Origin of the sequence: Pseudomonas sp. PLMAX (assembly GCF_046042685.1) — a bacterium.
GTDB classification, from domain to species: domain Bacteria; phylum Pseudomonadota; class Gammaproteobacteria; order Pseudomonadales; family Pseudomonadaceae; genus Aquipseudomonas; species Aquipseudomonas putida_AE.
In genome coordinates this window covers 2,926,819-2,939,267 of the sequence record NZ_CP064949.1, presented here as the reverse complement: position 1 = coordinate 2,939,267, position 12,449 = coordinate 2,926,819, and the positions used below count along the sequence as shown (strand labels likewise).

The 12,449-nt window shown below is 59.6% G+C and carries 9 protein-coding genes; 2 read left to right on the top strand and 7 right to left on the bottom strand.

What is annotated here, in order from left to right; genetic code table 11:
* Window positions 1-26 precede the first annotated feature (26 nt).
* From DKB71_RS13635 to DKB71_RS13620, 4 genes are all read right to left on the bottom strand, one after another.
* Window positions 27-2,558: an efflux RND transporter permease subunit gene (locus tag DKB71_RS13635; protein ID WP_408600721.1), complete on the bottom strand. Its 2,532-nt coding sequence runs from the start codon at window positions 2,556-2,558 to the stop codon at window positions 27-29.
* Window positions 2,559-2,593: 35 nt separating this feature from the next.
* Complete coding sequence (locus DKB71_RS13630) at window positions 2,594-3,724, bottom strand: WD40/YVTN/BNR-like repeat-containing protein (RefSeq protein WP_408600720.1); 1,131 nt, start codon at window positions 3,722-3,724, stop codon at window positions 2,594-2,596.
* Between the two features lie 95 nt (window positions 3,725-3,819).
* Complete coding sequence (locus tag DKB71_RS13625) at window positions 3,820-5,178, bottom strand: DUF1329 domain-containing protein (protein ID WP_408600719.1); 1,359 nt, start codon at window positions 5,176-5,178, stop codon at window positions 3,820-3,822.
* A gap of 30 nt (window positions 5,179-5,208) precedes the next feature.
* Window positions 5,209-6,870: a DUF1302 domain-containing protein gene (locus tag DKB71_RS13620; RefSeq protein WP_408600718.1), complete on the bottom strand. Its 1,662-nt coding sequence runs from the start codon at window positions 6,868-6,870 to the stop codon at window positions 5,209-5,211.
* Window positions 6,871-7,289: 419 nt separating this feature from the next.
* Here DKB71_RS13620 and DKB71_RS13615 point away from each other — a divergent pair, with 419 nt between their 5' ends.
* Together DKB71_RS13615 and DKB71_RS13610 are read left to right on the top strand one after the other, a co-directional pair.
* Entirely contained in the window at window positions 7,290-8,135 is an 846-nt protein-coding gene (locus DKB71_RS13615; protein WP_408600717.1) for an SDR family oxidoreductase, read from the top strand.
* 90 nt (window positions 8,136-8,225) lie between these two features.
* On the top strand, window positions 8,226-9,110 hold the full coding sequence (locus DKB71_RS13610; RefSeq protein WP_408600716.1) for a DMT family transporter: 885 nt from the start codon (window positions 8,226-8,228) through the stop codon (window positions 9,108-9,110).
* Here the strand turns inward: DKB71_RS13610 and DKB71_RS13605 are convergent.
* The 3 genes from DKB71_RS13605 to DKB71_RS13595 are packed head-to-tail and all read right to left on the bottom strand — an operon-like array spanning window position 9,107 to window position 12,128.
* A complete protein-coding gene (locus DKB71_RS13605) occupies window positions 9,107-9,892 on the bottom strand; it encodes a tyrosine-protein phosphatase (RefSeq protein ID WP_408600715.1) in 786 nt (261 codons plus the stop codon). The two genes, DKB71_RS13610 and DKB71_RS13605, sit on opposite strands and share 4 nt — an antisense overlap.
* A 2-nt stretch (window positions 9,893-9,894) precedes the next feature.
* Window positions 9,895-11,094, bottom strand: coding sequence for a phosphotransferase (locus DKB71_RS13600; protein ID WP_408600714.1), 1,200 nt, complete (start codon window positions 11,092-11,094; stop codon window positions 9,895-9,897).
* On the bottom strand, window positions 11,091-12,128 hold the full coding sequence (locus DKB71_RS13595) for an amidohydrolase family protein (protein WP_408600713.1): 1,038 nt from the start codon (window positions 12,126-12,128) through the stop codon (window positions 11,091-11,093). The genes DKB71_RS13600 and DKB71_RS13595 overlap by 4 nt, the downstream gene beginning before the upstream one ends.
* Window positions 12,129-12,449: the final 321 nt, after the last annotated feature.

Here is a 12,449-nt window from a genome sequence, read left to right as displayed (position 1 = left end):
AGCCTGGGCCTGTGCCCGGCTATTAGTCAGCGGGCACGCCGGGGTAAGGCGAGCTCAGTCAATGAGGGGGTAGGTGCGCCGGCTGCGGGCTTACGCGGTTCCTGCTGCGCGCGGGCGTCTTCGAGATCGAGGGTCACTCCGGCCTTGGAGTTGCCCTTGGGATTGAGCAGGTAATGCGACAGGGCCGGGATCAACACCAGTGCACCGAGCATGTTCCAGAGGAACATGAAGGTCAGCAGGATGCCCATGTCCGCCTGGAACTTGATCGGCGACCAGGCCCAGGTAATCACGCCGGCGGCCATGGTCAGGCCCACCAGTGCAACGACACGACCGGTGAAGTCCAGCGAGCGGCGATAAGCCACCGCCAGGCTGCCGCCACGCTCCTGTACCGCCAGTTGCACACTGAGCAGATACAGCGCGTAGTCGACACCGACACCGACCCCGACGGCGATCACCGGCAAGGTGGCCACTTTGAGGCCGATGCCCAACCACACCATCAGCGCCTTGCAGATGATCGTGGTCATCAGCAACGGAATTAGCGCCACCAGGGTTGCACGCCAGCTGCGGAAGGTCAGCAGACAGAGCAAGGCCGTGGCGCCATACACCGCCAGGTACATGGTGATGATGCCCTTCTCGACCTCGATGTTGGTGGCGGCTTCAATGCCGGCATTGCCCGCGGCCAGGAGGAATTCCACAGGTTGTTCTGCGCCGGCAGCGCTGTTGTTTTCCTTGGCGAACGCTTCGGAGACCTGCAATACGCGGCTCAGGGTGTCGGCCTTGTGGTCAGCAAGATAGGCAATCATCGGGGTGACCGAGCACTGCTGGTTGGTGATCCCCGGGGCGGAAATCATCGCCGCATCCACCGCCGAGTTGGTGATCGCCTGGTCACGGCTGATGCTCAGCCATTTCGGGCTGCCTTCGGCCATGCCGGAGCTGATCATTCGTACGGTTTCAGCCAACGACTGGGTGGTTTGAACGCCTGGCGTCTGACGCAGGCGCCAGGCCAGTTTGTCCATGCTTTGCAGCGACTGGTACAGGCGGCAGCTGTCTTCATTGGTCTTCATGATGACCACGAACTGGTCGCTGGACAGCCCGTAATGACTGGTGATGTAGGCGTTATCGCGGTTGTAGCGCGAATCCGCACGCAACTCCGGTGCACCGGGGTCTAGATCGCCCACCTTCAGATGCATCATCACCACACTGCCCGCCAGGGTCACCAGCAGCGATACGGCGATCACCGCGGTGGCCATCGGCCGTTCGGTGAAGCGGTCGAGGCCGCTCCACAGACGCCCCAGGAAACCCTTGTTTTCTGCGCCGGCCTGGTCTTTGGCGATGGCGATTCGCGCGGCTTTTTTACTGACACCGAGGTACGACAGCGCTACCGGAATCAGTAGCAACTTGGTGAAAATCAGCACGGCGACGCCGATGCTGGTGGTCAGGGCCAGGTCGCGGATCACCGGGATATCGATGATCACCAGCACGGCAAACCCAACGATATTGGTCAACAGTGCGGTCAGACCCGTGAGGAACAAACGGCGGAAGGTATAGCGCGCGGCAATGTATTTATGGGTGCCACGGCCAATGTCCTGAAGGATGCCGTTCATCTTCTGTGTGCCATGGGAAATGCCGATGGCAAAAATCAGGAACGGCACCAGGATCGAGTACGGATCTAGCTCGTAGCCGAGGATTTGCATCAAGCCCAGCAGCCACACCACGCCCGCCACCGCGACGCTCACCAGCAACAAGGTGCTGCGCAGGCAACGGGTGTAGAAATAGACGAACAGTCCGGCGATCACCACGGAGGCGCCAAAGAACAGCATCACCGAATACAGGCCGTCGATCAGGTCGCCGACCAGCTTGCTGAAGCCGACGATGTGGATGCCGACCTTGTCATTTTCCAGGGAGCGAATCTGTGCTTCCAGTTGCTTGGAGAAATCCCCGTAGTCCAGTGGTTTGCCGGTCTGCGGATTGGTATCGAGCAACGGCGCGACGATCATGCTCGACCGGCTGTCGTTAGCCACCAGGTTGCCGACAATGCCGGCTCGCATGATGTTGCGGCGCAGGGCCTTGATCGACTTGTCGCTGCCGTCGTAATCGGAAGGCATCACCGCACCGCCATCGATGCCCTCCTCCGTCACTTCTTTCCAGCGAACGATGGGCATCCACAGCGATTTCATCCAGGAGCGGTCGATGCCCGGGATCAGGTACAGGGTGTCGTTGACTTTCTGCAGTGCCAGCAAGTAGTCGGCGTCATAGATATCGCCGGTCTTGTTTTCCACCACCACGCGAATGCTGTTACCCAGCCCCGGAAGCTGGTCTTTATAGGCCAGGTAATTCTTGATGTAGGGGCTGGAGCTGGGGATCATTTTCTCGAAGCTGGCATTCACCTGCAGCCGAGTAGCAAAGAAGCCCAACACCACGGTGGCGAGCAAGCAGGCAACGATGACCAACATGCGATGCCGGAAAATCACCTGTTCAAACCAGCCTCCGGAGTTCTTGTCAAAGTCCTCCAGGTTGGCAATCACTGGCATCCCGCTGTTGAATTTTTGCTCGACCATTTTTTCTTTCTCGTAGGGGAATCGTGCCGACGGCTTCAGTTGGCCTGGGCGATATCGATGACCTTGGCGCCGCTAAAGCGCGTGACAACCAGGCTCCCAGCCTGATTGGTGGCACTGGCTGCATACACCTCACCCAGTCGTGCATCCGCCAGCGGGGTGACTTGCAAATTGTGTCGATCAACGCTGACCAGTTGCCCGCCCTGGCTCACGACGATCAAGGCGTTGCCCTGCTCGACGATGCTGACCAGGCTGCTATTGAGGTTGGTTTCCACGACCTGCCATTGCTGTCCGTCATCGCGGCTGGCGAACAGATTGCCGCGCAGCCCGTAGGCCAGCAGCAGATGATCGTAGGCACGGACGCCGAAGTAGGTGCCGGCGTAGGGCGTGTCGATTTTCACGAAGCGTTGTTGCTGAGGGTCCAGGCGCATCAACAGCCCCTGTTCGCCGCTGATATAGACTGCGCCCGCGTGCTGAGCAAGGCCATACAAGTGCATGCGCCGCTCATTGTCACTGCGCTCGATCCACGGCTCCCAGTTCTGGCCGTCGTCAGTGCTGTGCAACAACAGCCCGAAGGCACCCACGGCAAAGCCGTTGCCTTGCTCATCGAACATCACATCGAGAAAGGGTGCGGCCAATACGCCTGGGGTCGCCGAGGTACCGGCGGCCATTGCCACTTCCCTGACCACCAGGGCTGCGGACTCGTCGCCTTTTTCCGCCCGCGGACCGTAGTAGGCATTGAGCAAAGTCAACAGGCGGCGCCCGTCGAGTTGCACTTGCCAGCTGTGACCGCCATCCGTGGTGTGCAGAACCAGGGCATCGTGGCCGACGATCCAGCCATTGCGCTCATCGCGAAACCGGACCTGCACCAGATCGCCGGACACCGGACTGTCGACCTGCTGCCAGGTACGTCCCGCGTCGGTGGAGCGCTGGATCAATCCGTGGAGGCCGACGCTGATCAACGCATCGCCAGCCCTGGCGACGGACAACAAGGGCGCTGGCAGACGCTCGTCCACCCGTTGCGCCGGCACGTCCAGCGAATCGGTGGAAGGCGTGGCTGCGCTATAAGCAGGCATCGCCAGTAACGAGCTGACTCCCAGGGTCAACGCAATCGCAAGCAACAGGCGCGACCTGGAAAAAACAAAAGAAGCAGGGCAAGGGCTAATCATTATTTTTATTCCTTAACCATCCCGCATGGCAGAACCCACCTCTTCTACCCGCCAGGCTTGATGCGCAAACCGGCGGGCAGGACAGGCGACTCACATCAGCGTTGGGTGACCCGGGCTACGATGGCTTCAGGGTTCATGTCCCGCTCGGAAAGTGGTTTGTCATAGAACTTGTAACCACCTTTGAGCCCATCGTTGAGCAGCGCGTACATGCCTTTGTTGAAGTCATACACGACGTTCTTCACGTTGTAGGGAATGTTCTTGTCATACAGCTGGACACCGCTGAGGAAAATCGAGCGATACAACGCCCCGCTCTTGTCCCAGGCGTCATACAGGCCGACGCCGAAGGTGTCTTCATCCAGGTAATAGGTGCGCTTGCTGTAGACGTGGCGCATGCCCGGCTTCAACGTCGCCTCCACGACCCACACCCGATGCAGCTCCCAACGCTCGTTGGCCGGGTTGGCGTGGTGCGGCATGAACTGATCTTCCTGCTTGATACCGAAGTAGAACTTGTAGGCGTTGTACGGGATGTACATCTCTTTTTTACCGACCAGCTTGTAGTCGAAGCGGTCCTGGCTGCCGGAGAACATTTGCAGCTCATCGAACAGCGTCACGCCGCCCTGGCTGGCTACCGGGGTATCGAAGGCGAACTCTGGCGCCAGCTTGACCCGACGCTGACCCGGGGAGTAGCTGAAGGAACGACGGGCCTTGGCCAGTGGATCGAGGAAGTCGGTCAGCACCACGACTTCACCGGAGCGACGCGCCGGATAGTCGTTGCGCGAGAACACCCGGGCATACATCAGCGTATCACGATCGGCCTGGGAGACCTGGTAGTACGGCGTCTCTTCGAAGGTCGCTTGCTCGGCGGTCTTGGTGATCGAGCCATTGGCATCCACCACCCAGCTGTTCGAAGAGGACGTGGTCGAGTAGCCGGTGCCGATCTTGTAGCGCACCTGCTGGTTCCACATCACTTCGTTGCCGGTCTTTGGAATCGGGAACGGCAAGCCGCCACGGCAGGCCGGATCGACCGCCAGGCCGTCTTTCTGAATCGTGCAACTGCTGGCGTTGCGCACAGTGGCATCGAGCACGGCCTGGGGATAGGCAGTCGTGCGGTGGCTTGGATAAATGTCGATGTAATAGGTCGGGTACTTCTTGATCAGGGTCTTTTGCCCTTCACTGAGCTTGTCCGCGTACTTGTCGACGTTTTTGGCATCGATGCGAAACAGTGGCTTTTCATCCTTGAACGGATCGACCCAGAACCCGCTGTCGGGTACGAAGCCAGCAGGCGCCTTGGTCAGGCCACCTTCATAGGCAGGGATGGTGCCCTCGGCGTTACCCGCCTTGACCGCTCCGAACGGGGTGAGGCTTTTGCCCAGCTCGGAAGCGTCACCGCCTGCCGCCAGGGTGTAGGTCGCCATGCTCATCAGGGCAATGGATAAGGCAAGTTGTCGTTTCATGAACACATTCTCCGATTCTTGTTGGATTTATCAGAAGGAGGTCTTGAAGGTAAACGCCAGCCAGCCCCGGTCGGTACCACCGACTGGACCGTTACCGGCTACGGTGCCGTTGGCCAAATGCTTGGGTTGAGCCTTGGTATCGGCGTAACGCAACCCGAACTCATAGAGTTGCGCATAAGTGGCCTTCAGGCCGACCGAATAAGACAGCGCACCTTCGTTCCCGCCACCCGCAGTCGGTGCGTTGCCATGCAGGCCATAGTTGACAGTCAATGGAACATCCAGGTCCCAGGACGGCAGGATCGAAATGTACTGTGGCGTGTAGTTCACAGCAATGGCGTAATAATCTTTCGAGGAACAGCCGTCTGACTCGCTGCCGGAACCCGGGACTGTGGGCGTACGGGCGTTGGTGCAAGCGTTCTCGCCCACGCCTTTGTACAACTCTTCGTGCTCGGTCACCCGGTCCAGGTGGCTGTAGGCGAACTCACCGACCAACGTGCCGTTGTTCGAAATGAAGTTACGCGGTACGCCGTAAACAGCGTTGGCGATAAAGTGGATCGTGTCGCCACGTGGACCTTCATCATCCAGGGCACTGACGCCGGTGGCATTCAACGCGCCGTTCATGCGATAGGACAGCTCGGTACCCACAGCCACGGTATTGAAGACCCGGGCGAAGCTCAGGCCTGCGAGCTTGACGCCGCGTGGGTAGACCACTCGGTAGGAACCCGCCGCGGCCTTGATCTGTGGTGCCAACCAAGGCTGGTAGTCGTCGAATTGACGATAGTAGGCGCCGAAAGTCGATTCGATTTCCTCGACGTTAAGCTTGCCCATCACGCCCCAGTTCTTTCCATCGCGGCCGAACTTCGAATCCTGGCGCTGAAAGGTCGCGCCGTTGGCGGCCAGCGGCAGTTGGTCCGGGCCTTCGAACAAGGGGTCGGCGCCACCGAAATAAGTGCCACCGTAAGGGATGCGGGTTGGATCCCACTCATAGAAGTACTGAGCGGCAACGGAAAGGTGGTCGGTGATCTGCGCCTTGGCCGACACTTGCCCGACTGGCAGGAACACTTCCTTGGTTTCGATACCAGGACTGGTCGAAGCTTTCACGCCATCGCTTGGCGCCTGGGAATAAGACACGGCGTGCGCGCCGATGAGCAGGCCCTCACCCCAGTAGTTGGTGTGGCGACCGGCTTTCACGTTGACCGGTATTTCACCGATGTTGAAGTTACGCCAAAGGAACGCATCGAGGATTTCACCCGAAGGACCGTTCATGTAGCGGTCCACTTCACCGCTGTACTTGTTGTTGTGGTAGCTGGTCGCATAGCCCGGGATGTTGCTGTGGACTTCGTCGTCATCGTAGGCCTGGTCGTACCAGCCGGCTGCACTGAGACGGGCGCCCCACTCGTTGAGATAGGAAAAATCGAATTCACTTAACACATCAAGACGATTTGTCACAATTTCGTTTTTATCGAACTTGCCGTCCGACTCGTCGTAGTTCGGCGTGTTCATGATGTGGCTGTCTTGACTGTCGGTCCGCATCCCCAGGTTGTAACGGACCGTGTTGTCCCAACGCACGCGGTAGTCTGGGTTCGACATGTCGAACGAGGCCGCCATCAAACCCTGTGCACTGCCAACCATCAACAGTGTCAGAGCACCTTGAGTCAGCACCCGCCGACCCTGTTTGGTCTTCTCTTTCATACACACTACCTTTTATTTTTATTTTCAGTCGTTAAGTGCATTCAAACAGTCATTCCAGCGATCTGCGAAACCTCACAGGATCGTTGCAAGTCCCGCCTGGACAGTCCGCTCAAGAGGTCTGGCACGCATCCAGGACCACTTTCCTCCTCAGCTGAAAGCCACCGTAACGGATCGCAAAGTAAAATTCCACATAAAGATTGCAGTTCTCTATTAAGAATTTTAGCCACGATTCCTTGGCTACCTGTTTCAGCCAACGGTGTCGCCAGGGACAATACTGCACACAAAACACATAAACGTTCAAATAATCTTTGACGATTGACCTCTTTGGGCTTTCAATAGCCCGGGCACCCCCCTGAATCCGGGCGTTCGCCAGGAAAACCCGCAAGTGAACCGGCAGAAAAAAAACAACAGGAGCCAGCATGAACATTGATTTGAGTGCAAAACGCGTGATCATCACGGGCGCTTCCCGGGGCATTGGCCTGGCAATAGCCCGGGCTTTCGCGGCTGAAGGGGCCCGGGTAGCGATTTGCGCCCGCAGTGAGGCAGCCGTCCGCGAAGTCGGTGTGCAGCTCGAGGAACACGCCCAGGCGGTGATTGCCCGTGCGGTTGACGTGACCGACAGTGAGGGAGTCAAGGCTTTTGTCGCAGAAGTTGCACACGCCTGGGGCGGTGTCGATGTGCTGGTCAACAATGCGGGTCAAGGACGCGGCGGCAATCTCGATACCCTGACCCCGGAGGCCATCCTCGAACATGCCAACATCCTGCAGATGGGACATTTTCGTTTCGTCCAGGCCGTGGTGCCGTTCATGCGTGAACAACGCTGGGGGCGAATCATCGAAATCAACGCCCTTGCCGGCGCGATTCCGACGCCAGATGGCATTCCCTCAGTGATCAACCGCGCATCATGCATCGCCCTCTCCCGCTCGCTGGGCATGTCCCTGCCCAAGGACAATATCCTGGTCAACAGCCTGAACATGGGCTGGATCGATACCGGCCAGTGGGACCGCCATTACAAAGAGATGGGGCCGGGCGTGAGTCGCGAGGAGTTCGACGCCATGGTGATGAAAGTGGTGCCGCTCGGACGCTACGGCAAGCCTGAAGACGTTGCTGGCATGGCGCTGTTCCTGGCCAGTGAATATGCAAGCTTTATCAGCGCTGCCTCGATCGACATAGCCGGTGGCATGGGTGGGCAGATTGCTTACTTCCCGACGCTCAAGCGCGACTTTGCCGCTGCCATTGCCGCGCGTAACGCTGCCAGCGAATAACGCGCACACGCAGTCCGGCATTCACCGATGGCCGCGAAAGCGGCCTGGGTCCCGGTGCGCCCAGAGCACCCTCAACCTTGGCGCACCCTGATGAATCTGCTGCTACCCGTCCTTGCCACGCTGATCTGGGCCGCCAGTACGGTGGTCAACCGCCTGTCGGTCGAGGTGATCGACCCCGCAGCCATTTCCTTCTATCGCTGGCTGACGGCATTGCTGGTGTTGTCACCGGTGTTGTTGCCCAGGGTATGGCGCTTGCGCCGCCAGATTCGCCCTCATCTGGCCAAGCTGTGGCTGCTGGGATTGCTCGGCATGTCGCTGTACCAGTCGCTGGCGTATTTCGCGGCACACACCGTCAGCGCCACCTCCATGGGCCTGATTCTGGCGACCATGCCGCTGCTCACCGTGCTCCTGGCCTTCCCGGTGCTCAATACCCGGCCCACCGCGACATTGCTGGTCGGCGCTGTGGTTTCGTTTGCCGGACTGGCCTGGTTGCTGGCAGCAGGCGACTTGTCGTCACTCTGGCAGCACGGGGTTGGGCAAGGTGAGCTGATGATGTTGGCGGCGTCGCTGTCGTACGCGCTGTATTGCGTGCTGGTGAAGCGTTGGCAGATTCCCCTGCCGACCTGGGAAGCCTTGTACGTGCAAATTATCTGCGGCACCCTGCTGCTGGTGCCGCCTTTCGTGCTGGCCCCCTCGATAGCCCTGACGGCGGAGAATATTCCGCTGGTGCTGTTCGCTGGCCTGTTCGCCTCAGCGCTGGCACCAGGATTATGGATGCGCGGCCTGCAAACCCTCGGTGCAGAAAAAACTGCCGTATTGATGAACCTGGTGCCGCTGTTTACCGCCGTATTGGCGATCGTGCTGCTCGGGGAAACTTTACACCTGTACCACGCGGTGGGTGGCGGCCTGATCTTGCTGGGGATCGGATTGGCGCAATGGAAGCCGGCGCGGCTCATGACCCGCGCCGCGACCTAGGCGACCAGCAAGGTATCTCGCAATGCCTGCAAGCCCGCGTTGCTCAACCCACTGAAGCGCTGCAGATAGCGATCCAGGCCACCGTATTGCGCCTCGATCACCGCATAAGCGGCATTCAGGTATTCAGGCCGGGCATCCACTACCGCGTCGAACGCCGCTTCGCTGACCGGCTGGCCCACCATCCGGCTCACCGCATGACTCATTGCCTGCTGGCGCTCTGCACTCAGCTGATTGAAACGCCGTGCCGAACGCAAATAGTCGGTCATGATGTGTTCAGGCTCGACGCCAAGGGCGTGCAACAGCAACATGACCGCGATGCCAGTGCGGTCCTTGCCCGCCGTGCAGTGAATCAACACCGAGCCCTTGCCTGCCAAAAACAACTCGAACAGTGCCGGCAACCGGGGCGCCAACATTCCCGGTAGCAGCCGGTAAACTTCCAGCATCATGCCCCGAGCACCCTCCTCCACCGGGTTAGCTGCCAGCATGAGGGCAAGGCGTGGATCGGCCCGGACATCGCCGATGACCTCCAGGTGCAGTTCATGGATGGCGCTATCGGGCATGCGGTTCGGGTAACGTTCACGCTCGCCCGTGCTGCGTAAATCGCAAACGGTTTTCAATCCCAGGCGCTGCAGTGCCTGCCAGTCTTCAGCGGTCAGGCCATGCAACTGGTCTGCCCGCAAGAGAACGTCGCCGCCAATGCGGCGACCACAATGGGAGGGAATGCCTTTCAAGCTGCGAAAGTTATCCGCGCCTTGTAAGCGCAAATCTTCCTGAACGGTCATGCTCAACTCTCCTGCAAGTGTTGATACGCTTGGGTCAACGGCCGTGCGCCCTGCCCCAGAATCGGCATCCGGCGCGGCTTACGGCCGTGGGTCAGCAGGCGCACAGTATCAAAATCTTCGGCGGCGGCGAAAAAGCGTTCCACCATGGGCAGCCCGGCCTGCCCCCAGTCATCCATGTTCGACATCCAGGTCTGCATCCCCCACACGGGCCAACGACGCAACTGTTCCCAGGCAGCGTCCTGGCCGAGCACGCCTTCGGCCCCCAGGCTGATCAACTTTTCCCGGTACACCTGCAGCAAACGCTGCGCATCGTCGCGGCGCTGCGTCACGGTCAGCGCGCCGAGCATGAAATACGCGACATCGCGCCATGGTCGGCCCCGCCGGGCCAGTTGCCAATCCAGCCAGATACGCTGCCCGTCACTGCGCACGAAACTATTACCCTGGTGCGAATCGCCATGAATCAAGCAGCTGGGTGAAGTCTGCTCCAGCTCGAACGCCGCCAATTCATCGAAGGCATGGCTGAACAACTCCGGCGTCTCATACATCCATTTCGGCAACAGTCGCTGATACTCGGGTTTGCGCAGATTGACCTTGATGTAGTTGTACATGCGCAACAGGCCATCACTGTCCACCGGATTGGCCATCGACACCGGCAGCCAGCGCTGTTCCTGCAACAGCGGACTGTTCCAGGTAGCAGCATGCAAGGTCGCCAGTGATTCCAACCCTCGAGCGACGCCGTCCACGCCAAGGTGATCGGTGCTATGGCCAAATTGTCCGGCAGCCAGGCCGAGGTCTTCCATCATCACCACGCCGCGCCCGCCACCATCGGCGTCCCAGTCGGTGAAAAAGGTGGCGGGCAATGGCGCGTCGGACCAGTCGCGCGCCAGATGATACAGGCGCGCCTCCAGCTCACAGATATCGCCGCTCTCGAACCCCTCGGACCAGTTCGACTTCAGGCACACATGCGCAGCAATACCCGTGCGCTGTCCGACCTCGTTCAACTCAAGCCTGGCGCGCAATTTGGTGGTGTGCCCGTTGCGGACCTCCACCGCCGTCAACGCCAGGACCTCGATGCCTGGATAACGCGGCTGCAATAGCTGCGTGAGCCAGGCTGCGGAGATCTCACTCAGTTGCCGAGGAAATCGCCCGGTGCGCTGCGGGTATGGCCGCCCGACGGCCATGTCCAGCAGGCTGTCCGTCACGGCGTCAGCACCCGGCCAGCGTTGGCCGGAACCTTCAGCTTGAGCAGTTCGATCGCGTTGCCGCTGCGGATCCGTTCACGGTCTTGGGCAGACAATCCCAGCCCTTCGGTCAGGTCGCCATGGTCATAGGCGCCACCAAAGTTGGTGCCGTACAACAGACGCTCCGCGCCGACCACTTCGGCGACGCCACGGCGTAGGCCAGGGGCATGCACGTCGAGGTCGAAGTAGAAGTTCTGCATGTAATCCATTAACGGGCGCTGGTTGCGCGAGTCCGGTGCCATCGCCCGATTGAGCTCGCTCAGGCGCCCCAACTGGAACACCGCCATGCCACCGGCATGGGTGATGTAGGTTTTCAGGGTCGGGAAAACATCCAGCGCGCCGCCGCAGATCAGGTACCAGAAGAACAGCGTTTCATCGACGCAATCGCCCACGATCGAGGTGGTTTCGAACTTGTCGTCAGTGTGTTTTTCACCCCAGTAGATCGACTGGTTGAAGCCGTGCACCATGATCGGCACATCCAGCTGGGTGAGTTTTTCCCAGACGGGGAACAGGCGTTCATCGTGAGCTTCCAGACCATTGAAATTGGCCCCGCCGACGCACACGCCCTTGGCCCCTAATTGAGTCACGGCGCGCTCGATTTCTTTGGCCGCGTTCTGCGGGTCCGCCAGGTTGGCGTGACACCAGAAATCGAAGTGGTCGGGATCGGCCCGGCAAAATGCCGACAGCTCGTCGTTGCACAGACGCGCGTATTCATTGGCGAAATCACCGGCCCAATACATGAAGCAGTGGGACGGCGTGGACATCACCAGTTTGTCGACACCCCGCTCGGCCATCAGTTTGCGGCGGCTGGCGTGGGTCATGCGCGCGAGGAGGTTCGCCTGCGCTTCGGCATCCGTAACGGCTTTGGCCGGTTGCTTGGTGCCGAGGGAAAAATGCCCCACGGTCAGCCCCTGCACCTTCATGAACGGCCCCCAGAACTCGTGACGGTTAAGCATGCCCTCAGTCAGCAAGTGGGCGTGGACATCAATCAGCATGGCGTTCTCCTTGTTGTAATCAGCCAGCAGACCCAGCGCCCCATGGCAGGACGTTCAGGTCGATTCGAGGGATAAAATGCATCGCCAATAATATAAACACAGTTAAGATATCTGTTCATATTTTTATTGGACAAGAGTCAACCCGGATCAACTTTTGCGGGGTTCAGCCCTTGTAGGAGCAAGCTTGCTCGCGATGGAGGTCAACGACGACTCGGGGAGCCTGACACCCTGCGGTGCTCTCAGGTTTTTTCGCGAGCAAGCTCGCTCCTACAGGGATTGCGTTATCTGTGTCCCCCAGGCTTGCGCGCAGCACCAAAAAAA

Coding starts and splice junctions, on each gene's coding strand:
- DKB71_RS13635 (WP_408600721.1), bottom strand. CDS start 2,558: ATGGTCGAGCAAAAATTCAACAGCGGGATGCCAGTGATTGCCAACCTG.
- DKB71_RS13630 (WP_408600720.1), bottom strand. CDS start 3,724: ATGATTAGCCCTTGCCCTGCTTCTTTTGTTTTTTCCAGGTCGCGCCTG.
- DKB71_RS13625 (WP_408600719.1), bottom strand. CDS start 5,178: ATGAAACGACAACTTGCCTTATCCATTGCCCTGATGAGCATGGCGACC.
- DKB71_RS13620 (WP_408600718.1), bottom strand. CDS start 6,870: ATGAAAGAGAAGACCAAACAGGGTCGGCGGGTGCTGACTCAAGGTGCT.
- DKB71_RS13615 (WP_408600717.1), top strand. CDS start 7,290: ATGAACATTGATTTGAGTGCAAAACGCGTGATCATCACGGGCGCTTCC.
- DKB71_RS13610 (WP_408600716.1), top strand. CDS start 8,226: ATGAATCTGCTGCTACCCGTCCTTGCCACGCTGATCTGGGCCGCCAGT.
- DKB71_RS13605 (WP_408600715.1), bottom strand. CDS start 9,892: ATGACCGTTCAGGAAGATTTGCGCTTACAAGGCGCGGATAACTTTCGC.
- DKB71_RS13595 (WP_408600713.1), bottom strand. CDS start 12,128: ATGCTGATTGATGTCCACGCCCACTTGCTGACTGAGGGCATGCTTAAC.